The organism is Bifidobacterium sp. LH_449 (assembly GCF_056356755.1).
In genome coordinates this window covers 74992-95662 of sequence record NZ_JBKEUV010000005.1, presented here as the reverse complement: position 1 = coordinate 95662, position 20671 = coordinate 74992, and the positions used below count along the sequence as shown (strand labels likewise).

Genomic DNA, 20671 nt, shown 5'->3' with positions numbered 1-20671 from the left:
GTTTCTTGGTTATGCCTATAAGTCTTTACCGGTGCGCTTGTCAGTGTTCGGCTGTCTGGTCGGACACGTTCACCGTGTTGTATTCGTTGCCCACGTACTTGCTCTTGTACAGCGCGAACTCGGGCAGTCGAACGCGATCCTCCGGAGTGAGGGACTTGAGGAAATCCTCTTCGTAATCGTCGAGCGCGGTCGGATAGTCGCCGTTGAAGTAGGCGACGCACAGGCCGCCGTACGGCGCGTCCTCCTGCAGGTTGATGGATTCGACCAGACCGTCCAGCGAAAGGAACGCGAGCGAATCGGCTCCGATGAAGTCGCGGATTTCCTCCACGGACTTCGTCGCGGCGATCAGTTCCTTCGTCGTGGAAATATCGATGCCGTAGAAGCACGGGTACTTCAGCGGAGGCGAGCTGATGCGCATATGCACTTCGGCCGCGCCTGCCTCCTTGAGCAGCTGCACGATGCGGCGGGAGGTGGTGCCGCGCACGATGGAATCATCGATGACGACGACGCGCTTGCCTTTGACGACGCCGCGCACTGCGGAAAGCTTCATGCGCACGCCCTGCTCGCGCAGTTCCTGCGTCGGCTGGATGAACGTGCGTGCCACATACTGGTTCTTGATCAGACCCATTTCGTTCGGCAGACCGGATTCCTCCGCGTAGCCGGATGCGGCGGACAGCGAGGAGTTCGGCACGCCGATCACCATATCGGCTTCCACCGGCGATTCCTGGGCGAGGCGGGCGCCCATGCGCTTGCGTGCGGAATGCACGTTCACGCCGTAGATGTCGGAGTCCGGTCGGGCGAAGTAGATGAATTCCATCGAGCAGATGGCCAGCTGGGTGGAATTCGTGTACTGGATGATCTTGTAGCCTTCGTCGTTGATGACCACGATTTCACCCGGACGGATGTTGCGCACGAGTTCGGCGCCGACCACGTCCAACGCGCAGGTTTCGGAGGCGAGCACGTAGGCGCCGTTCTTCATGCGGCCCAGAGACAGCGGACGGAAGCCGTTCGGGTCGAGCGCGCCGATCATCGCGTCCTGGGTCATCAGCAGATAGGCGAAGCCGCCATGCACGATGTTCAACGCTTCCTTGAGCTTTTCCATGAACGTCGGCTGCATCGAACGGCGGATCAGATGCATCAGCACTTCGGTGTCGGAGTTGGAATGGAAGATCGCGCCGGTGTCTTCGAGCTTGCGGCGCAGCGACGGGCAGTTGGTCAGATTGCCGTTGTGGCACAATGCCATGTCGCCGTCATGGAAGCGGAAGATGAACGGTTGGATGTTGTCGGTGGAGCCGGATCCCGCCGTTGCGTAGCGCACGTGGCCGATGGCCTTGTCGCCTTTAAGTCGTTCGATTTCGCGTTCGTCGCTGAACACCTTGGTCAGCAGGCCCATGCCGCGATGCCCGATTAGACGGCCGTTGTCGTTGGAGACGATGCCGGCGCCTTCCTGACCGCGATGCTGTAGCGCGTGCAGGCCGAAATATGTCAAACGAGCGGCATCAGGATGACCCCAGACGCCGAAAATGCCGCATTCCTCATGGATGTCTTCGAGCTCAGCAGACATGCAAGCAACTCCTTGAAGGACGAAGGGAGTATTACCCGTCCACGATAGCAACGAGTGTCTACAGTGTCGCGCTTCGTCGCGCCGTATTCGTACAATTGTTCGAATACAAACATGGGTGCGTGCAATGGGAGGAGGCGCATATGGCGTATGACGAACGGGCTCGCACGTATATCGCCATAGACCTCAAATCGTTCTATGCCTCCGTCGAATGCGTGGAACGTGGACGGGATCCGCTTGCCACCAATCTGGTCGTCGCCGACCAATCGCGCACGTCGAAAACGATATGCCTTGCCATATCGCCGGCAATGAAGGCATACGGGTTGCCTGGGCGGGCCCGACTGTTCGAAGTGGAACGCGTCATGGCCGACGTCAACGCAAAACGGATCATGCGGGCACCCAGCCGGCGCTTCACGGGGGAATCCGATGACGCGAGCCGACTTGCCGCGCACCCCGAATGGAAGGCGTCGTACATCGTCGCCAAACCGCGCATGTCCCACTATCTGCAACGCAGCGCCGCCGTATATGACGTGTACCTGCAATACGCGTCGCCCGACGACATCCACGTCTACTCAATCGACGAAGTCTTCATCGACGTCACGCCTTATTTGAAGGCGTTCGGCGGCAGCGCGCATGACATGGCCGTGCGGATGATACGCGACGTGCTCAAAGCCACGGGAATCACCGCGACGGCCGGCATCGGGCCGAACATGTATCTCGCCAAAGTCGCCATGGACATCGTCGCCAAACACATTCCCGCCGACGAGGACGGCGTGCGCGTCGCCGAGCTCGACGAAATGTCGTATCGCAGGCTCTTGTGGAATCACCGTCCGCTCACCGACTTCTGGCGCGTGGGGAGAGGGTACGCCAAAAAACTGGAAGCGCAAGGCCTCATGACCATGGGCGACATCGCCCGATGCTCGCTCGGACGGGCCAGCGACTATTACAACGAAGACCTGCTCTACCGCATGTTCGGCGTCAACGCGGAACTCCTCATCGACCACGCGTGGGGATGGGAGCCGTGCACCATGGCCGACATCAAAACATACCGGCCGCAAGCCAGCTCGCTAAGCTCTGGGCAGGTATTGCAATGCGCCTACGATTGGGAGCATGCGCGACTGGTCGTACGCGAAATGACCGATGCGCTGGTGCTGGAATTGGTCGCCAAAGGGCTGACCGCGCATCAAGTCGGCCTGTACGTCGGCTACGACAAAACCTCAACGGGCAAAGCCTCCGAATTGGCTTCCGACTGGTACGGACGAACCGTGCCCAAACCTGCGAACGGGGGAGAAGACCTGGGCGCGTACACGTCATCCACGCACGCCATCATGGAAGCGATGATGCGCGTCTACGATCGCATCGTCAATCCGCGGTATGCGGTGCGTCGCATCAACGTCGTCGTCGCGCAGCTGAAGCCGGCGAAGGATACGGCATCGCAGGACGGGAAGTCGCAAGGCGTGGCCTCGCGGAACGGGACGTCATGGGATGGGCCGTCGCGGGATGCGTCACATGACGCAATGCCGCGGAATGACGCATCTACGCGGGGAGGGGCGTCGGGTCAAAGCGAAGCGCGGTCGCGCCGGGCTACAGCGGACGGCTCCTATGAGCAGCCCGACCTGTTCCATGACGCTGAAGCCGAATCGGAACAGCGTGAATCCGCACTGCATTCGCGTAGCAAGGAACGGGACGTACAGCAGGCCCTGCTTGCCGTGAAGCATAAATTCGGCGCCAATGCGGTGATCAAGGCGATGAATCTGGAAAAAGGCGCCACCGGCATCCAACGCAATAATCAGATCGGAGGCCACGCCGCATGACATTGCAGCATACCGACCGCTACGATGACATCATCGATCTGCCGCATCACCGTTCGAAAACGCATGCGCCCATGTCGCGGCAAAATCGCGCCGCCCAGTTCATGCCCTTCGCGGCCCTGACCGGCTATGAAGAGATTCTGAGACAAACCGCTTTGGACAACGAGCGGCGAATCGAAGGCGGTAACGCTTCATCTGCTGATGAACGGCATCCTTTGCCGTAGATTGATGGTGATTGGTAGATTGGCGTTATCGAACACTGTGAAATCTGCGGGTTATTGCCGGATTGACGCAAACCGCAATATTTTGGGAGGCATAAGAGATATTGCATAAGCCGAAAGTGGCGTTCGTTTGCGTGCATAATTCCTGTCGGAGCCAGATCGCGGAGGCGCTCGGCAGGCACCTGGCGCCGGACGTGTTCGAGAGCTACTCCGCCGGGACCGAGACGAGGCCTCGAATCAATCAGGATGCGGTCCGTCTGGTGAAGCGGCGCTATGGCATCGACATGGAGCGTACGCAGTACAGCAAGCTGCTGTCCGAACTTCCCACCGTTGACGTAGTGATTACGATGGGCTGCAATGTGCGATGCCCCGTCCTGCCTTGCGCGTTGCGCGAGGACTGGGGTCTGGAGGATCCGACCGGCGGATCCGACGAATCGTTCAACGTCGTAATCGACGCCATCGAATCCGACGTCCTCCGTTTGCGGCAGCGTCTGCTCGATGGCGGGCTCCAGTCAACGCTTGCGGGCAGACGATGCGAAATGTGAATGGCGTCTGCTTGGCGACGTATTCTAATCAGCGATTAAAAGTGTCATCTTCGACGAAATCACTGTGCAAGACTAAGTCATTTCCGACATTCTTTTCGACTACTTCTGTGTAGTGATCTCGTCAAAGATGGTACTTTAGCCGGAGTCCAAACGGTGTCTGTCAGAAGAAGAAAGTCATCTATCGTGAAGACGTCAGACTGGACGCGTTGGATATAGGGAGAGAAGGTACGCCGTATTTGATACGGAATTGTGCGATGACGAGAGATGAAGGTGAGATGATGTCTAGCAAGAACAAAAGTTTTTGGGAATATGTGCCGCCTATGGCGAAGTTCATTATTGGAATCGTAGTGCTTGCTCTGGTGGCAGTGTTCGGAGCTTCTGCGTATCGGCAAATCGATAAATGGCTGAACCCGGAGACGACGTTGACCAATGAGGTGGTATCCAAAGAATTGGTCAAGATCCAAGACCTGACTACAGCCAAGGAAACGGATTACGGTTTTGAGACTTATTCCGAAGGAAACGTGTCTTTAATCAATAAGAAGTCGTTCACGATGTTCTACAGTTATGAAGCGAGAGCTGGAGTAAATCTGGAACAAGCGAAAATTGAAATCGATGACGACATCGTTCATATCACTTTGCCGGCGCCTACCATTCAATCCGTTTCAGTTGATCCGGATTCTTTGAGATTCTTTGATGTTGAAGATTCTCTGTTTAATGATGCTGGCGTGTCGGATACTGCCGAAGCGTTGAAAGACGCGAAGCGGAAGACTGAAGAAAAGCTGGATAAAGAACAGTTGCTGGAAACCGCAAATGAACAGGCGAAATCTGTGGTGGAAAATATGTTGAGCCCTGTCGCTGAAATTTCGGCCTACAGCATCGATGTCGTGACTACAGATCCGCAAACCGGAAAAGTCGACAAGGCGCGTTATTGACCGAACTGAATGTGGGCGTCGGGCTAAGATCCGGCGCCCACGGCTGTTTATATGAGACTATATGGATGGCGTGCCTGGCGTGGAGCCGATGAATCTGCATGCTGCTGCATGCGGGGAGTCGGATAGGCTTCTCGCAGCAATGAGGAAAAGGATTCGCTGGCCATGCCGTAGAAGGCGCCGGTGATCAGTTCCAATGTGAAGTCATCGGAAAGTTCGCTGTCGCTGGCAAGGGTGCCGACGAGATTGTTGAATTTTTCCGGTGCGCTATTCCAAATCACCGCCATTTCCTGCAGTGTGAGCATTTTTGCGCAGAGTTCTTCGAATCGCGGCGATGACAGGAATCTGTTCAATGTCTGGGCGTGATACTGCTGGTCGGGGAAGCTGCTGCCTATGCTTGCGCAGTCGTCCGCGGTTCTGCTTGCACTGCTGTTCCAATGTTGGATTGCTTGGATTGACGTGCTGTCCAACCCGGTGTATTCGCATGCCTGCGCCATCGTGAACGTGCGTTCGTCGGTTTCGCCTGTCAGATAGCCGACGTCTATGCCGAAGAAATCCGCGATCATCAGCATGGTTTCGTATTTGGGGAATCCGATGCGGCCCGAGGCCGTCTTGTTGCCTGTATTCAGCCAGCGACTGACATCCTTCTGATGATATTTGGTTAGATAGCGTTTATTGAGCTGCCCGACAAAAGAAAGCTGTGTGAGCCCATGTTCCTCCATGCATTGCTTCAATCGTTGACGCCATACTTCGGCGCAATGTTGTGTTAAGTCATCCATGTTATAAAACCTCAATAAATTTGACGAGATATATAACATATTACGTCATTGACAATATATTCAGGTTATTCAAAGATGAAGAGGACGAAAGATGAAGAGACTTGGCATCCTTATCGAAGCGCTCTTCGCCCGTTACAGGTTAGGGCTGGATTCGCGAGAAAAACATGGCCCTTAATGACGGGATTCCCGGAATCGGAGCGGTATCCGATGCGCGGCAAAACGCGTTGCAGGCCGGGAACGACACGTCAGAAAGGGAATGGGATGATCGACCATGTTTCAACAATTGGCGAGCGTTATCCTGCATGGAATGCGCGCCATCGACGATGCAGCACGCGATGTTGCAGGTCATCCAAACCATAAAACCGAAAACACGGGTGAAGACGGTGACATTGCGGCGTTGCAATGCGGCCAGTCTGAATTTCAACAAGCAAAGGGGAAGAAGTAGCGATGGATATCAATAAGGATCCCATGGGCAATGGGCAGGAGCCCCTGGAGAACGGTCAGGCTCCTGTGGGGAACGATCAAATTCCTGCGGGGAATGACCAGGCTCCTACGGAATATATTCAGGCTCCTATGGAGAGTGATCAGTCGGATCGGAATGAGACGACGCCAATGCCTCAGGCCAATCCGATATATGTCAATCCGAATTATTCGCCGAACGGGCAGACTTTTATGCCACAAGGCAACATGCCGCAGAATAATATGCCGCAAGGATCCGCTCCGGTGCGCAAGAAGACCTCGAAACTTGCCATTGCAAGCGTGGTTTTCACCGTCCTGCTTGTGCTGGTCTGCCTCGGCACCGGTTTCAAGGATTTCTCCGTAACGGCATTTTTCGCGGTTTTGTCGCTGGCCTTCGCTCTGGGCGGCCTGTACGCGACCCGTCCCTCCGGCAAGGTGGACGGTCGCATCGTCACGTATGTCACCATCGGTGTTTCGGTGATCTGCCTGATCGCCAGCGGCATCGGCGGTGTCATCGATGACCGTCAGGAGGCGAAAGAGGCTCAGCAGCAGGAAGAGGAAGCTCGGAAGCTGCATGAGGAAAACAATCCATGCAAGTCTTCGCTTACATGGCCTGACGATGGCTTAGCGTCGATGCTTCCTGATCCAGGTGCGGAAAAAGGAAAGGTCCATTACGACAATTCCGATAGCACGTCCATTGATGTTTGCGGCATTTCGTCAGAAGCGTTCGAGGATTATGTTTCCGAAGCGAAAGATGCAGGCTTTACCGTCGACTATTCCAAGAGCGAAGGCTCTTATAATGCGGATAACGCGGAGGGATACTCACTTTCCGTGTATATGGATTCCGGATACGATGATGTCATGTCGATTTATCTGAACGCTCCCTCTCCGGAAGACGGATCGGACGCTGATTCCGGCGTATCGGACGATGCCTCAACCGACGACACTGCAACCGGCGCCCCGGCTGCAGAAGACCCCTCAACTTCGGATTCCTCGAACACTGCAACGCAGCCGTCCGGCGGTGTGAGCGCCGACTTCAAGTCGACCATGGACAGCTACGAGCAGTTCATGAACCAGTATGTCGACTTCATGAAGAAATACAACGAGTCAAGCGATCCTCTCTCGATGATGTCGGACTACTCCACCATGATGCAGCAGTATTCCGATTACATGACGAAGATCGACGCCATCGACGAGAATTCGCTGTCCGCCGATGATTTGGCCTACTACCTTGAAGTGCAGGCGCGCGTCACTCAGAAATTAGGCGAAATGTAATGATTGCGTCGCATGTCCCCATAAAGGGCATGCGACGCAATCATGCGATGACGATACGGCGGGAGTCGGCTGGCCGCAAACGGTCATCCGACTCCTCATATGTAAGTTGGCGGAGGCATCATAAATCATGGAACAATTGCCGTTGCGTCCCGATGAAGGAATCCTGGGAACATTCGATAACGTATCCTTCAGTAAATTACTGGATTCGCATGCATATAGCGGAACAGTCATATTGACGAATCTCAATCTGTTCTTCGTCAAACGCGGAATGTGGGGCGGCATCAAAGAGATTCAGACGTATCCATTAAGGGATGTCGTCATATATGAGGGCGCTCCGCAAGTTCGCCTGACCGAGGATTTTCTTGAAGGCGGGACTGTGGAAATCAGCCTGCGCGGCGGGCAATGCATGGTGCGCAGCTCCTCTCGAAAAGACATGAAAGAGCTCGCCAATCAGCTGAACAAAGTATTATCCGGGGATACCTTGCCGAAGGATCGCCATGCGTACGAGGGGCAGCTCTCGCAGGCGGCGGCTGCCGTGGAAAACGTTGCACAAGGGGTTATGTCGATGTTTGCCGGCAACGGCGGGCATGATGCCCCTGTGCCGAGATTCATGCGACAGCCTGCGCAAAAGGCGAAGGCATCAGGGCAATGCGCTGCCTGCGGAGCGCCGCTTTCCGGCTATCGCAATGAAACCGTTCGCTGCCCGTATTGCGCGACGGAATGCGTGCTCAAATAGTCAAATCTCTGGCTCGAATAATCCAAGGAATACGTCATGGCACTGATACAGGCATTCACCGGCGCATTGGGCGGCGTGTTCGCCGACCAATGGAAAGACATCATCACTTCCGACATCTTCGACGAACATACCGTGGTCATGCCGGGAGTATGGCGCGGAACCAATAATGGGCGCGGCTCCAACGTGCACGGCTCGGATGGCGTGATCACGAACGGCACGAAAATCTATGTGCCCGATCAGACCGCCGCATTTGTCTTCGACCAGGGCGGCGTCGAGGCGGTCATCACGCAGCCGGGCGGATACGAATATCGCAACGGCGAAGGCACGATATTCGACTACGGCAAATCCGGCTCATCCGTTATCAAGGCGATGGCCCACGAAGTGGGCGAGCGGTTTTCGTTCGGCGGGCAGCCGCCGATAACGAAGCGCGTCGCCTTCGTCAATCTTCGTGAAATGCGTGGCATACGATTCGGTACTGCGGGCCCGCTGGTGTATCACGATATGTTTTACGACACGGATTTGGAAGTGCGCGCCCGCGGCGTGTTCTCCGTGCGTGTGACCGATGCCGTGCCATTCGTCTGCGATTTCCTGCCGGCGAATACCGGTTTCTATACGTTCGACGATCCGAAGGCGCGCTCGCAGATCATGTCGGAATTCATGCAATCCTTTGCGGTCGCGGTGAACGAGTTATCCGACAAATATCGCATTTCGCAGCTGCCGGGGCAATCCGACGAAATCGTGCGGCATATCGTGAACAATGACACCAATGCCGGATCCTGGGGTCGGCGCTTCGGTCTCGACATTGTCGGCGTCGGCATTGAAAACATTGAATTCACGCCGGAATCGCGCGAATTGGTGCGGCTGTTCTCCGAGAAGAAGATGGAAGTCAAGGCGTACGAGGACGTTTCGGCCCGAGCCGGAAGCATGGCGGCGCAGCAGAAGATCGCGCAAGGCATTCAGGACAATGGCCTGGGCGATATGGGCGGCATGGTGTTCGGCATGAACATGGCACAGGGGCTTGGTCTGAATGCGGAAGTGCCGAGCGTCGCGCAGAATGCGCGGAATATGCAGGCCACCGGTGCTGCGGCGATGCCGAATTCCGGTGCGCCGGCAGGCGTGGCCTCTGCTTCCGTTCCGTCCGATTCCGCCTCGACAGTCGCAGGCGCTGCGCTCTCGTTGGAACAGCAAATCGAAGCCGTCAAGAAATTGAAGGAACTGCTTGACGCCGGTATCCTCACCCAGACCGAATTCGACCAGAAGAAGAAAGACGTCATGGGATTGTAGGAGGCGTCTCCCCGTATCGGCATATGGCGGTGTCCCGATCCTGCATGCATACGGGCTTCCGGTGTCATCCGACAGGCATTCTCCATGATTCGTTCCGGTGCGTATCCTCCGTTTGCGGCAGCGCCTGCTCGATGGCGGGCTCGATGCATTGTGCGCTGGATGGGCGGTTCGAAGGTCGTGGACTCGCGCAGCCCGTTCATCGTACGGGTGGCGCGAGTCGGCGCGGGCCGATGCAACAACGCCTTCGCGCAGTATCGCGTCGAGTGTTGATTATGCTCGGCGCTGATTGCACTCGGTACAATGTTGCGTACGTCCAACGAAGGAAAGGACTGTCGTATGGGCAGAGCAGGTGCGGGGCAAGGCGGTGGCGGCCGTTCCTCCAGCGGCCATGGTGGTGGCCGCTCATCCAGCGGTCATCGCGTGGGCGGCGGCGGTCGCGCTGGTGGCGGTGGATTCGGCGGCGGTTTCCCCGGAGGCGGCTTTGGTGGCGGACGTAATCATAATCATCACGGCATGCCTTCGGGCGGTGGTTTCTTCGGCGGCGGCCCCTTCAGACCGAACCCGTATTTCAGGCCGCGCCCGCCGCGTCGTCCGAACGTGTTCATATGGAATACGTCGAACACTTCCCAACCTGCCCCGCAGGGCAATCCCGGATTCAATCCGCAAGGCGGTCCCACGATTCCCTTCAATCAGCAGCCGGTGCCGCAATATCCTCCGCAGCGTCGTGGCGGCTCCCTGCCTTGGGTGATTCTCAGCGTCGTCATTGTGCTGCTGGTCGCCTTGTTCGCGTGGAACGGCCTGTCGTCGTCCGGCGGCGATGCCGTTCCGGCGAGCACGGTGAATCGTGAAAAAGTGGATACCGGCGTCGCTTTCCGTAATGATTGCGTCGAGGATGAGCTTGGCTGGTTCGACGATGTCGCGTCGACGGAGCGCCGGCTGCAGTCCTTCTATGATGAGACCGGCATCCAGCCGTATGTGGTGTTCCGCGCATACGACGCGACGCTGACCGGCGATGCGCAGAAGCAGGATTACGCCGAACGGTGGTATGACGACAACATCGATAATGAAGGCACGCTGCTGTTCATGTATTTCGCCGAAGAGGACGTCGACGATGATGTCGGATTCATGGCGTTGGTGAACGGCAAGCAGATCTCATCGGTGATGGATGCGGAGGCCGTCAATATTTTCTGGGCCTACATCGATGAGTATTGGTATTCCGACATGTCGAGCGATGACCTGATGGTGACTGTTTTCGATAAGACGGCCGATCGGATCATGCGGCGCAATTGGACAGGCGCGGACGTCGCGATGGCGCTGATCATCGGCGTTGTCGTTATCGGCGTCGCCGTGTCGGTGGTGATGCTGGTGCGGCAGAAGCAGCGGCGTGACCGGCAGAAGGCGCTGGAGACGGAGAGGATCCTGAATACTCCGCTTGAGGATCTGGCGGATCCGACGTTGGCGAAGTATGAAAATGATCCGCAATCCCCTGAACAATCGGCTTGATAATCATTCCAACAATCATCCCAACAATCATCACAGTAAAGAAGGTAGGAATCATGGGTATTCTCCAACGTTTCAGCGATATCATGCGCAGCAATATCAATGCGTTGCTCGATAAATGCGAGGATCCGGCGAAGATGGTCGATCAGATGCTGCTTGATCTGCGGCGGGATCTGGCCGAGGTCAAGACCGAAACCGCCGGCGTCATGGCGGATGCGCGCAGCGCGAAGCGTCAGTTGGATGATTGCGATGCGACGATCGCCCGCTATGGGCAGGCGGCGCGCGTCGCATTGCAGGCCGGCAACGAGGACGATGCACGTGAACTGCTGTCCAAAAAGCAGCAGTATGAGCAGACTCGTGTAAGCCTGGCCGAGGCTTTCGCGTTGGCGGATGCGAACGCGACGAAGATGCGTCAGCTGCATGACAAGCTGGTCGGTGACATCAGCGGTCTCGAGGCGCGCAAGAGCGCGATCAAGGCGAAGGTCGCGGCGGCGAAGGCGCAGGAGCATGTCAACGATATCACCGGCGGCGGCGACCGTGCCCGTTCCTCGATGGAGGCTTTCGAACGTATGGAGGCGAAGGCCGACCGCATGCTTGATGCGGCCCGGGCGAAGGCCGAATTGAATGAGGCGGCCGGTTCCACCGACGAATTGGCCGACAGGTATCTGACCGGCGCCAATTCGCAGTCCGTCGACGATGAACTCGCAAAGTTGAAGGCGGAAATGGGTCTCTAGCTTCCCTATAGTCTCCCCTTTGCATGTGCGGCGCCGTCGGAGGCCGCCGGTCGGCGGTGTCGCACATAATGGCGGTATGGCGCAGAAACTTGTCAGTTGCATATTGTGCATCGGTTTTGCGATGTCTCCGTCTTTGTCCGGATATGACGCGTCGTCCACGCCCATGTCCGAGGAGGGCGTTGCTTCAGGCGATGAAGCACGTTACGGGGATTGCCCTCCATTATTGGAATGGCTGTGCGGCGATTAGGACTGCGTGCCGTGGGGGATGGAAAGCGATATCGTCCATTCCCCATCCTGGATTGAAGTGGTGACTGTTCCCTGCAGTGAGCGCGCTGTTTGCCGGATGAGTTGAAGACCCAGACTCGTGTCGCTTCGTGCATGGCCGTCGTCGGCCATCTGATTGGTGGACACGATGAGCACGTCGCCTTTGTTCGTGATGATGATGTTGAACGAGTATGCTCCGGCTTTCCCGTGCGCAATGATGTTGTTCAATATCTCCTCGGCCAATGTCGTGATCGATTCGATCGTCTGATCAGGCAGTATCGTCGGCGTTCCGATGATCGTCGCATCGCCTTGGAAATGCAGGGATTCAAGTCTTTCCCGGTATGCTCCGAGCGTTGAGAAGAGCCGGTGCCGTGTTTCCGGCGTGGATTCGGTTTCCGCGGCGTTGCCGTGCGCTTCCCACCGCAACGGGTTGCGTGACGCCGTGCGTATGGACTGCAGCGCATGGGACAGGGCGCGTTCTATCTCATGCGAATAATCATGGCTGAAGTCGTCGGCATCGACGCTGACGGGATTGTTCTGCCGTGTCAGCTGTATGGCGTAGGTGATGTCGCCGGCGACCTCGTCGTGGAGGTATCGCATGGTGTTCAGGATCTGCTTTTGCTGCGCGATGCGTTCCCGGTCATGTTGCTGCTGCGTGTGCAGCAGCACGGTCTTTTTGTGTTCCAGGAAATATATGCCGACCATGGCGGCCACGGGGAATGTGGACGACAAGGTCGCGGCACTGCCGATTGCCATGCCGAACGTGACGTTGCTGGCGAACGCGACTCCTGCTTCGACGATGGAGAACATCAGGGCCGGAATCAGCGAGCCCGATGCCGGTGTCATTGCGCCCAAGGCCAGCCATACGCCCCAATACCAGGATGGGCCTTCGACCTTGACCGGCAATAGGAGGCATGCGATGCCGAGCAGGCATAGTGCGGATGATGCGCGAAAAGGGGTGAACGCCATACAGATGAGCAGAAGGACGTATATGGGGAAAACCACTCGGCCGGCAGGGGAAAAGGACGGGTACAGGCAGCATTCCACGACGGCCAGCAGCAGGCAGACCACGGCGCCGAAAATGTAGCCGCGGTTTTCGGCCCATCGTGCGATCGCCGCTTGCCGGATGGCTGAAAGCCGGGACGTCGTGTTTGCGTGAGCGTGACCGTTCATGACAACCATCCTTGTTCGGCGCAGTAGGCTATGCATTCGGATCGCGTATGCACGTTGAGCTTGTTGAATATGCGGCGCATATGCGTTTTGACGGTCTGCTCGCTGATGTGCAGCTGGCGTCCTATGGTCGCGTATGTGAATCCTCTGGCGACCAGTCGGACGATGTGCGATTCCCTGGGGGACAGGGGTGATGCCTGACCTCGCGAAGGCCATTGGACCAGTGCGGGGGATTGGACGGCTGTACCGATTGCGGAGATGATCTGCCCGATCGGCGCGTCCTTGTGCAGGATCGTGCTGATATGTTTCACGTCGGCAGTGTGCTGTTCGGGAATGGCGAAAGCGGTGATTCCGATGACGGCGACGTCCGGGAACCGGAGTCCAAGCTGTTCGGAGAGCTCGAAGCCGTCCATGTCGTCGAGCCTCATGTCGGTGAGGACGGCTCGCGGGCATGTGATGGTCGAACAATAGTCAAGTGCTTCTCGGCCGGATAGGCAGGTCCAGACGATGCTGATCGGAGTGCACCGCTGGCGGATCATGGTGTCCATGGCCTGCAATGCGAGCGGATCGTTGTCTACGATTCCAAGCGTGACCGGGCCGTCGTACTCGTTCCCTTTGTGCATATCCCCCATCATAAAGTGTCCGATGGCTGAATTTGTTATCGTTGTTCGGCTGTGACGCGTCGTTCTTGAAGGATACCGGGTGAATGGCGTCGTCCAATGTCACACGAAAGTATATTTTCGGCTTCGGTCAGGTCTTTTTGCCCTATGCTGGTCAACGTTGACTTACTCGGGGGTAACAGGGGGACGGGGGTAACTGGGGACCTGCGCCTGTCGACGGCGTTGATGCCTTGGCCGGCATGATATGTGTCGTGCCGGACAAGGCGGTTTCCTGTCAGATGGTGCCGATGGACAGCATCGACTTGATGGCGCGACGCTCGTACATGGCCTCGTATGCTTCCTGAACATGGTCGAGATCGAAATCTGCGGTGAAGATGATACCGGGATTGATCTCGCCGGACAGAATCCTGGCGACCAGGCCATGCTCGCCGTTCGCATATGGGGTGACCGATGCGGGGCCTCCGCTCAACGTCACATTACGCCAGAACAGGTTGTTGACGTCAACATGGTCGATATGCGGCACGCCGACTCGGCCCACATGCCCGCCCGGGCGAGCGGCGGCCAGCGCGGTCAGTGTGGACTGTTCGGTGCCCACGCATTCGAGTACGCTGTCTGCGCCTTCCCCACCGGTCAGTTCCATGATTCGTGCGACCGCTTCATCGCCCCGACATACGATATGTCTCGCCTTGCGTTCAGTAAGGCTGTGAGACAGGGGGGTGATATATGAAATATCGGAATATCAAGATTGTGCCAACAAGTTTTACCGCTTGCTGCGGTCGTCCTGTCCGCTGACGTCGGAAGCATCGCGATGGCTGGCAGGCATAAGACAATCGGCGGGCAGCGAACTGCAGGCGTGGCATGGAAGCATTGGAAGCCGCTCAAGATGATTGCGGCCTTGACCTGTGGCAGCCTTGCATATTGGACGTATACGAAGGTGCATGGGCGTATCTCCTGACTATGACACATGGGGAGTTGGAATCGGATCCCGTCTTGGGCGTCATGTCGATTGCGGTGGTTGTGCTGTGTGCCGCGGGGTTATGCTATTGGAATTTGGGTATATTCGACGGGGGGAATCGCGAAAGCTGCGGGGGACGTGCAAGCGGCTGCATATTGTATGCTGCTGGCGGTGGCTGTGATGGTCAAAAGTGGGGGCGAGGTATGAATTGGAACATCATCGCAATCTTGGACGCACTTGTGCCGATTTCATCTACATTGATTCTGAACATACTTCTTTTTGTACCGGTTGGCATGATGATGCACAAAGCGTTGAAGGTTTTTCCTTGGATGCATGTTGTGGTGATGGTCGTATTGCTGCTGGTCGAATTGTCACAGTATGTGCTGTCGCTCGGCATATGTGACATCAATGACGTTCTTGTGAATTATTGCGGGACGATATGCGGTATGGCGCTGGCCTCATGGTTGAGCGGTCACGTATGTGTTCCGCGCTGCGATGGAGGCCGTTACGTGGTCCGGGGAGCGACGCGGCCGTGATGCGGCATCTTGGCTGCGGAAGGCGGAGGCATGCGGCGCTACATGCATTGTCGTGGCTGTGCGCGTTGTGGCTGTTCGCCGATTGGATATGGCGGGGCCATCGCGCAAGCCGCAGAGCGTGACGATCTAGCTGATTGGCAGGAGCATTCGTGGTCGTTCGTGCGCATGGTGTTACCGAGACCGAGATCGCAGTGCTGAAGGAGTATCTGTGCGGTCGTACCGCGTCGGCCACCGCACGGCTGCTGCGCATGTCCGAAGGCATGGTGAAAACCCATATGAACAGCGCCTACAGGAAGATGGGAGTACATAATCGTGCCGAAGCCATCCGTATCTGCGTGCGTGAGCATATCTTGTGATGCGAGCGATTCCTTCAAACGGTTTGATGCGTTATCTCATGGCATGCGGTCTCGCATGGTAGCATTGGCGTCGACGAGGATGGTTCAGGGAGCCGTCTCAATTTGGGAGTGCGCCGTCGAATGATGCCGCACCGGGCGTACGGGAGACGAAGTCGTTCCGACGCTTCGCTCTATTAGGTGAGCTCGCTTTACTGGATGAGAAGGAGAGGAAATGAACCTTGCGAATTATGCGGATATCAACGCGCATACGATTGACGGTTGGATCGAGGATGGATGGCAATGGGGCGTCCCGATCGGTCACGACGAGTATCTGGCGGCTCTCGAAGGCCGGTGGCGGATCATGCTTACTCCGACGCGACCGATGCCGCATTCATGGCTATTCGAGGATATGCGTGGCAAACGGGTCCTTGGTCTTGCCGCCGGCGGCGGTCAGCAGATGCCCGTTCTCGCCGCTCTGGGCGCGGTGTGCACGGTGCTTGACTATTCACCCCGCCAGCTTGCGTCGGAAAGGGCCGTGGCGGAGCGTGAAGGGTATGACATCGTGACCGTACGGGCGGATATGGCCCTGCCGCTTCCTTTCGAAGACGATTCGTTCGACCTCATCATCCATCCCGTTTCGAACGTTTACATCGAGGACGTCCTACCGGTCTGGCGCGAGTGCGCGCGCGTACTGTCGCCTGGCGGACGTCTGCTGTCGGGATTGGATAATGGCTTCAGCTATGCGTTCGATGATGATTGCGAACGTGTGGTCCGCTCGCTTCCCTACAATCCGCTGCGCGATGAGGAGCTGGCGCGCTCGATTGACCTTGCGCAGGACGGCGTGCAGTTCTCCCATACATTCGACGAGCAGATTCGCGGGCAATTGCAGGCGGGATTGACGATCGTCGACTGTTATGAGGACACCGATGGCGAGAGCCGTCTTCATGAACTCGGAATCCCGACGTTCTGGGCCACATACTCCGAATCCAGATGAATGGCACGCGGCCCCGACTGCGTCCGCATTTCACGGACGCCGGATGCGTGGAACGTTATTTGTACCGGCGATGATAAAGCAGGAGGACACTGAAGCGCATCAAGATGCTCATCAAGGATGCGGTGCTCGGTCCTTTTGAAGGCGGAGGCAAGCCTGAATCCCTACGATGGGATTTCGCTGGAGCCTGGTCGAGGTGGATTGATCCCGCCGATTCCCATGTCGTCCCTTTGCCGGAATCGCCTGCTACTGGGCGTCGTGCTTCAAGGCCTTGTAGCCTTCGCCCCATATCTGCATCGCGTCAAGGATCGGCTTCAGGCTTTTGCCGAGTTCGGTCAGACTGTATTCCACGCGCGGAGGAACTTCCGCGTAGACATGTCGGTTGACAAGTCCCTTGGCCTCCATGTCGCGAAGCTGGGCGGTCAATACTTTCTGCGAAACGTTGCCGATGGATCTCTTCAATTCGCCGAATCGTTTCGTGCCGGGCAGCAGGTCGCGCAGAATCAGGACCTTCCATTTGTTGCCGATAAGCATCAGCGTGGTCTCCACGGGGCAGGCGGGCAGTTCCTGTATCTGCGTTTCCTCATGCATGCGATGGCCTCCGTCGATGTTTCGATGGTTGATTATGCGGCAACATATTGGTTTTTCAATATATTGGTTTCCAACAGATACTTTATGTTGCAATATGCGGTACTGTGTGAAAATATTGCGACACGCCGAAGACCGCAATCATAAGAAATTTTTTTCGGATGACGGATTCCTGAATAAAGCCTGGATTCTCGCATTCGTTTCCTCCTGGTAACCGCCCAATAGTATCTTTTAGGTAACTACAGCACGAAAAAGTGCTTGCTTTACATCGGAAACTTGATTTTGCACAATACAAATCAGAGCCAAGCAAAACACAGGAAAGCAACGAACCAATCCGACATATGCAGGAACTCTTCATGGCTCTTCAACGAACGGCTCCCGCATGATCGCAAAGGAGTGAGGAACACGCATGACCAACATTCAGAAGGCGCTCGATCTGATCAACACATTTGCTTCCGGCGACACGGAAACCGCTGCAAGTCTGCTTGCGGAAGATTATATTCAGCACAATCTCGCCTACGGAACCGGCCGTGATGCTTTCGTCAGCTCCGTGGCGGCTTTGTCGGCAGCTCCGGTGAAGACCACTGTCAACAACATTCGTGCGTTCGAAGACGATGACAAGGTATTTCTGCAGACCGTCTACGATTTCGCCGGTGCAGGCGAGCAGGTGGCCTTCGACATCTTCCGCTTCGACGCGGATGGCAAGATCGTTGAACACTGGGATAATCTGGCGGCGAAGGCCGAACCGAATCCGTCCGGCCGCACGCAGATCGATGGTGCCATGGACCTGACGGATCTTGACAAGACCGAAGAAAACCGCGAGCTGGTGAAACGTTTCCTCCACGACGTCATGCAAGGCAAGAATCCGGAAAAGACCGCGGACTATTTTGACGGCGACACCTACATTCAGCACAATACCGGCATCGCCGACGGTCTGAGCGGATTGGGAGCGGCGCTGTCCGCCCTCGCCGAACAGGGCGTGCAGATGATCTATGACACCACCCATCAGGTGCTGGCGCAGGGCAACTTCGTGCTGGCAGTCAGCGAAGGTTCGTTCGGCGGCGTCCGCACCAGCTATTACGACCTGTGGCGTGTGGAGAACGGTAAGATCGCCGAGCATTGGGATGTTATGGAAACCATCGCCGAAGAATCCACCTGGCAAAACCAGAACGGCAAATTCTGAGCAGCCCTCTAAGGCTTCGCAAAGCTGCAGCGGCCGTCATAATAAGCGGCGGTCGCATAATAAGCATGTATCTTAACCGTACAAGCACAATGTATAGGCGCTATCGGCACATTGTGCGTGCGATGCCCGCACAATGTGTAGATGACACCCGCACATTGTGTATGTGGTACTAGCACATTGTGCATGTGGCACTTACACATTGTGTGTTGGCTGACTGTCTGACGCACATTGTGCGTTTGTTTCAGGCACATTGTGCGCTGAAACAGGGCACAATGTGCGTGTGGCGGGGGTGCGACGCACATTGTGTATGTGGCACTTACACAATGTGTGGGTGCCACTGGCACATTGTGCGTGTGATGCCCGCACATTGTGCGCTGGTTTGGAATAAGGTGGCCTGTAATACAGTGCGTTGGTTTGGAAATCGGATGCATTGAACTGAATATTCTGTTGCACAACATGCTGAATCAGTCCGATGCGGTGTTTCGTCATCAAACAGCTACGACGAGGAGGCGGCTATGACGCAGGAACAGCGGTTGGATTTTCTGATCCGTTATCTGCTTGACGAATCCAAGGACTATGCGAATGTCGGTATTCCGGATGATCCGGCGGGGAAACGGCATCTTCTGCGCAGTCTGATGAATGTGCGCCCACCAATCGCAGTCGGCGAGGATTTCCTGAATGTCCAGGACGCGTATCTGCAGGAGCGCCTTATGGAACGCGGCATCACCGATATCGCGGATCTGACGCCGGTGCGATTGCGGGAATCGCATCAAACGGAACAATCAGGAAACCAGGAAAATTCGCAAGTCTATCTGTGGCAGGGCGACATCACCACGCTTGCCGTCGACGCCATCGTCAACGCTGCGAACAGTCAGATGCTGGGCTGTTTCGCGCCCTGCCATCTGTGCATCGACAATGCCATCCATACGTTTGCGGGCGTACAGCTTCGTCTGGAATGCGCGAAAATCATGGAAAACCAAGGCAAACCGGAGCCGGCCGGACAGGCGAAAATCACGCGCGCCTATAATCTGCCCTGCAATACCGTATTGCATACGGTCGGGCCGATCATCCGCAATGCCGTCACGCAGGAAGACAGGGAATCGCTGGCGGACTGCTACCGGTCATGCCTGGATCTGGCGGCGGCGCATGGACTGCGCAGCGTGGCGTTCTGCTGCATCTCCACCGGCGAATTCCATTTTCCGAACGTTCTGGCCGCACGAATCGCCACCGCGACGGTCAGGCAGTGGCAACAGCAACATCCGTATCGGCTTGACGTGATTTTCAATGTGTTCAAGGACGTCGATCATGACATCTACCAACAGCTTCTCCGATGATCTCGCACGACTGAAGCGGGAGCTCGACGGCGCGGACGCCGTAATAATAGGGGCGGGATCAGGCCTGTCGACTGCTGCAGGCTTCACTTACTCCGGCGAGCGATTCGAGCGGTATTTCGGCGATTTCATCGCGAAATATGATTTCCGCGACATGTATTCCGGCGGATTCCACCCGTTCGCAACGCTGGAGGAACATTGGGCGTATTGGAGCCGGTACATTTATATCAACCGATATATGGACGCGCCCAAGCCGGTGTATTCCAATCTGCTGAAACTGGTGCAGGACAAGGATTATTTCGTCATCACCACCAACGTGGACCATTGTTTCCAGAAAGCCGGATTCGACAAGCGGCGCCTGTTCTACATGCAGGGCGACTATGGCCTGTGGCAGTGTTCCGTGCCTTGCCATCGCAAAGCATACGACAATGAGACCGCAATCAAAGCAATGGTCGCGCGGCAGCATTGCATGCGCATCCCAAGCGATCTGGTGCCATACTGCCCGCGCTGCGGCGCGCCCATGTCGATGAATCTGCGCGCGGACGCCACCTTCGTGCAGGATGACGGCTGGCGCGCCGCCTCCGACCGGTACGAGGATTTTCTACGGCGTCACGACGGACGGCATGTACTGTTCCTCGAATTGGGAGTGGGCGGCAATACGCCGTCGATCATCAAATATCCGTTCTGGCAGATGACATACGGCAATCCGAAAGCGGTGTATGCCTGTGTGAATCTGCTGGAGGCCGTCTGCCCGATTGAAATCCGCAAGCAGGCGATCTGCATTGACTCCGACATCGCCGACGTCATCGACGGATTGCTGCAATGGCTGATGACTGATGATTAAGACATTACGACTGATGATTA

The 20671-nt window shown here is 56.6% G+C and carries 22 protein-coding genes and 1 pseudogene; 17 read left to right on the top strand and 6 right to left on the bottom strand.

Translation table 11 applies throughout. The annotated features are described in order from the left end of the window. Positions 1-40: 40 nt before the first annotated feature. Entirely contained in the window at positions 41-1564 is a 1524-nt protein-coding gene (gene purF / locus AC1AX7_RS05670; RefSeq protein ID WP_476509120.1) for an amidophosphoribosyltransferase, read from the bottom strand. A gap of 140 nt (positions 1565-1704) precedes the next feature. Between purF and AC1AX7_RS05665 the strand changes: the two genes are divergently transcribed. The 4 genes from AC1AX7_RS05665 to AC1AX7_RS05650 all read left to right on the top strand — a co-directional run bounded on the left by AC1AX7_RS05665 (position 1705) and on the right by AC1AX7_RS05650 (position 5070). Continuing rightward, the gene (locus AC1AX7_RS05665; protein ID WP_476509119.1) at positions 1705-3375 is read left to right on the top strand and encodes a Y-family DNA polymerase; all 1671 of its coding nucleotides are present in this window, start codon (positions 1705-1707) and stop codon (positions 3373-3375) included. Next, the gene (locus AC1AX7_RS05660; RefSeq protein ID WP_476509118.1) at positions 3372-3596 is read left to right on the top strand and encodes a hypothetical protein; all 225 of its coding nucleotides are present in this window, start codon (positions 3372-3374) and stop codon (positions 3594-3596) included. The genes AC1AX7_RS05665 and AC1AX7_RS05660 overlap by 4 nt, the downstream gene beginning before the upstream one ends. Before the next feature lie 116 nt (positions 3597-3712). Continuing rightward, entirely contained in the window at positions 3713-4138 is a 426-nt protein-coding gene (locus AC1AX7_RS05655; protein WP_476509166.1) for an arsenate reductase ArsC, read from the top strand. Between the two features lie 278 nt (positions 4139-4416). After that, entirely contained in the window at positions 4417-5070 is a 654-nt protein-coding gene (locus AC1AX7_RS05650; protein WP_476509117.1) for a DUF4230 domain-containing protein, read from the top strand. Between the two features lie 47 nt (positions 5071-5117). On the opposite strand, the gene AC1AX7_RS05645 is transcribed toward AC1AX7_RS05650, so the two are convergent. Then, complete coding sequence (locus tag AC1AX7_RS05645) at positions 5118-5846, bottom strand: helix-turn-helix domain-containing protein (protein WP_476509116.1); 729 nt, start codon at positions 5844-5846, stop codon at positions 5118-5120. Between the two features lie 271 nt (positions 5847-6117). Here AC1AX7_RS05645 and AC1AX7_RS05640 point away from each other — a divergent pair, with 271 nt between their 5' ends. The 6 genes from AC1AX7_RS05640 (at position 6118) to AC1AX7_RS05615 (ending at position 11834) form a co-directional block, all read left to right on the top strand. Beyond that, the gene (locus AC1AX7_RS05640; RefSeq protein ID WP_476509115.1) at positions 6118-6291 is read left to right on the top strand and encodes a hypothetical protein; all 174 of its coding nucleotides are present in this window, start codon (positions 6118-6120) and stop codon (positions 6289-6291) included. Between the two features lie 242 nt (positions 6292-6533). After that, the gene (locus tag AC1AX7_RS05635) at positions 6534-7580 is read left to right on the top strand and encodes a DUF6591 domain-containing protein (RefSeq protein WP_476509114.1); all 1047 of its coding nucleotides are present in this window, start codon (positions 6534-6536) and stop codon (positions 7578-7580) included. Positions 7581-7707: 127 nt separating this feature from the next. Next, positions 7708-8316, top strand: coding sequence for a hypothetical protein (locus tag AC1AX7_RS05630; RefSeq protein ID WP_476509113.1), 609 nt, complete (start codon positions 7708-7710; stop codon positions 8314-8316). 36 nt (positions 8317-8352) lie between these two features. Next, on the top strand, positions 8353-9600 hold the full coding sequence (locus AC1AX7_RS05625; RefSeq protein ID WP_476509112.1) for an SPFH domain-containing protein: 1248 nt from the start codon (positions 8353-8355) through the stop codon (positions 9598-9600). 513 nt (positions 9601-10113) lie between these two features. Further along, positions 10114-11103, top strand: a complete 990-nt coding sequence (locus AC1AX7_RS05620; protein WP_476509111.1) for a hypothetical protein — start codon at positions 10114-10116, stop codon at positions 11101-11103. Between the two features lie 53 nt (positions 11104-11156). Continuing rightward, complete coding sequence (locus AC1AX7_RS05615) at positions 11157-11834, top strand: PspA/IM30 family protein (RefSeq protein ID WP_476509110.1); 678 nt, start codon at positions 11157-11159, stop codon at positions 11832-11834. A gap of 243 nt (positions 11835-12077) precedes the next feature. Here the strand turns inward: AC1AX7_RS05615 and AC1AX7_RS05610 are convergent, their stop codons facing one another. The 3 genes from AC1AX7_RS05610 to AC1AX7_RS05600 all read right to left on the bottom strand — a co-directional run bounded on the left by AC1AX7_RS05610 (position 12078) and on the right by AC1AX7_RS05600 (position 14564). Beyond that, complete coding sequence (locus tag AC1AX7_RS05610) at positions 12078-13271, bottom strand: sensor histidine kinase (RefSeq protein ID WP_476509109.1); 1194 nt, start codon at positions 13269-13271, stop codon at positions 12078-12080. Next, entirely contained in the window at positions 13268-13891 is a 624-nt protein-coding gene (locus AC1AX7_RS05605) for a response regulator transcription factor (RefSeq protein ID WP_476509108.1), read from the bottom strand. The genes AC1AX7_RS05610 and AC1AX7_RS05605 overlap by 4 nt, the downstream gene beginning before the upstream one ends. A 271-nt stretch (positions 13892-14162) precedes the next feature. Then, positions 14163-14564 carry a zinc-binding dehydrogenase gene (locus tag AC1AX7_RS05600; RefSeq protein ID WP_476509165.1) on the bottom strand — a complete coding sequence of 134 codons (402 nt, stop codon included), beginning with the start codon at positions 14562-14564 and terminating at the stop codon, positions 14163-14165. A 182-nt stretch (positions 14565-14746) separates the two neighbouring features. On the opposite strand from AC1AX7_RS05600, the gene AC1AX7_RS05595 reads away from it, so the two are divergent. The 4 genes and pseudogenes from AC1AX7_RS05595 to AC1AX7_RS05580 form a co-directional block, all read left to right on the top strand. Further along, positions 14747-15379: a VanZ family protein gene (locus AC1AX7_RS05595; protein ID WP_476509107.1), complete on the top strand. Its 633-nt coding sequence runs from the start codon at positions 14747-14749 to the stop codon at positions 15377-15379. Between the two features lie 149 nt (positions 15380-15528). Beyond that, complete coding sequence (locus tag AC1AX7_RS05590; protein ID WP_476509106.1) at positions 15529-15735, top strand: response regulator transcription factor; 207 nt, start codon at positions 15529-15531, stop codon at positions 15733-15735. 211 nt (positions 15736-15946) lie between these two features. Then, positions 15947-16708 (top strand): class I SAM-dependent methyltransferase, encoded by a 762-nt coding sequence (locus tag AC1AX7_RS05585; RefSeq protein WP_476509105.1) that lies wholly within the window; start codon positions 15947-15949, stop codon positions 16706-16708. Positions 16709-16797: 89 nt separating this feature from the next. Next, positions 16798-16902: pseudogene (locus AC1AX7_RS05580) on the top strand (type II toxin-antitoxin system YoeB family toxin); the annotation flags it as partial. A 49-nt stretch (positions 16903-16951) separates the two neighbouring features. Here the strand turns inward: AC1AX7_RS05580 and AC1AX7_RS05575 are convergent. Further along, the gene (locus tag AC1AX7_RS05575) at positions 16952-17296 is read right to left on the bottom strand and encodes a winged helix-turn-helix transcriptional regulator (protein WP_476509104.1); all 345 of its coding nucleotides are present in this window, start codon (positions 17294-17296) and stop codon (positions 16952-16954) included. A 406-nt stretch (positions 17297-17702) separates the two neighbouring features. Between AC1AX7_RS05575 and AC1AX7_RS05570 the strand changes: the two genes are divergently transcribed. From AC1AX7_RS05570 to AC1AX7_RS05560, 3 genes are all read left to right on the top strand, one after another. After that, positions 17703-18476: a nuclear transport factor 2 family protein gene (locus tag AC1AX7_RS05570; RefSeq protein WP_476509103.1), complete on the top strand. Its 774-nt coding sequence runs from the start codon at positions 17703-17705 to the stop codon at positions 18474-18476. A 515-nt stretch (positions 18477-18991) separates the two neighbouring features. After that, positions 18992-19810, top strand: a complete 819-nt coding sequence (locus AC1AX7_RS05565) for a protein-ADP-ribose hydrolase (protein ID WP_476509102.1) — start codon at positions 18992-18994, stop codon at positions 19808-19810. Further along, positions 19782-20651, top strand: coding sequence for an SIR2 family NAD-dependent protein deacylase (locus tag AC1AX7_RS05560; protein WP_476509101.1), 870 nt, complete (start codon positions 19782-19784; stop codon positions 20649-20651). Before AC1AX7_RS05565 ends, AC1AX7_RS05560 begins: the two co-directional genes overlap by 29 nt. Positions 20652-20671 lie beyond the last annotated feature (20 nt).

Bases quoted from the DNA above. Each gene is read 5' to 3' on its own strand.
- AC1AX7_RS05640 (WP_476509115.1), top strand. From the start codon at position 6,118: ATGTTTCAACAATTGGCGAGCGTTATCCTGCATGGAATGCGCGCCATC.
- AC1AX7_RS05665 (WP_476509119.1), top strand. From the start codon at position 1,705: ATGGCGTATGACGAACGGGCTCGCACGTATATCGCCATAGACCTCAAA.
- AC1AX7_RS05625 (WP_476509112.1), top strand. From the start codon at position 8,353: ATGGCACTGATACAGGCATTCACCGGCGCATTGGGCGGCGTGTTCGCC.
- AC1AX7_RS05585 (WP_476509105.1), top strand. From the start codon at position 15,947: ATGAACCTTGCGAATTATGCGGATATCAACGCGCATACGATTGACGGT.
- AC1AX7_RS05630 (WP_476509113.1), top strand. From the start codon at position 7,708: ATGGAACAATTGCCGTTGCGTCCCGATGAAGGAATCCTGGGAACATTC.
- AC1AX7_RS05620 (WP_476509111.1), top strand. From the start codon at position 10,114: ATGCCTTCGGGCGGTGGTTTCTTCGGCGGCGGCCCCTTCAGACCGAAC.
- AC1AX7_RS05650 (WP_476509117.1), top strand. From the start codon at position 4,417: ATGTCTAGCAAGAACAAAAGTTTTTGGGAATATGTGCCGCCTATGGCG.
- AC1AX7_RS05595 (WP_476509107.1), top strand. From the start codon at position 14,747: ATGGAAGCATTGGAAGCCGCTCAAGATGATTGCGGCCTTGACCTGTGG.
- AC1AX7_RS05605 (WP_476509108.1), bottom strand. From the start codon at position 13,891: ATGCACAAAGGGAACGAGTACGACGGCCCGGTCACGCTTGGAATCGTA.
- AC1AX7_RS05635 (WP_476509114.1), top strand. From the start codon at position 6,534: ATGCCGCAGAATAATATGCCGCAAGGATCCGCTCCGGTGCGCAAGAAG.
- AC1AX7_RS05565 (WP_476509102.1), top strand. From the start codon at position 18,992: ATGACGCAGGAACAGCGGTTGGATTTTCTGATCCGTTATCTGCTTGAC.
- AC1AX7_RS05570 (WP_476509103.1), top strand. From the start codon at position 17,703: ATGACCAACATTCAGAAGGCGCTCGATCTGATCAACACATTTGCTTCC.
- AC1AX7_RS05610 (WP_476509109.1), bottom strand. From the start codon at position 13,271: ATGAACGGTCACGCTCACGCAAACACGACGTCCCGGCTTTCAGCCATC.
- AC1AX7_RS05575 (WP_476509104.1), bottom strand. From the start codon at position 17,296: ATGCATGAGGAAACGCAGATACAGGAACTGCCCGCCTGCCCCGTGGAG.
- AC1AX7_RS05615 (WP_476509110.1), top strand. From the start codon at position 11,157: ATGGGTATTCTCCAACGTTTCAGCGATATCATGCGCAGCAATATCAAT.
- AC1AX7_RS05560 (WP_476509101.1), top strand. From the start codon at position 19,782: ATGACATCTACCAACAGCTTCTCCGATGATCTCGCACGACTGAAGCGG.
- AC1AX7_RS05645 (WP_476509116.1), bottom strand. From the start codon at position 5,846: ATGGATGACTTAACACAACATTGCGCCGAAGTATGGCGTCAACGATTG.
- purF (WP_476509120.1), bottom strand. From the start codon at position 1,564: ATGTCTGCTGAGCTCGAAGACATCCATGAGGAATGCGGCATTTTCGGC.
- AC1AX7_RS05660 (WP_476509118.1), top strand. From the start codon at position 3,372: ATGACATTGCAGCATACCGACCGCTACGATGACATCATCGATCTGCCG.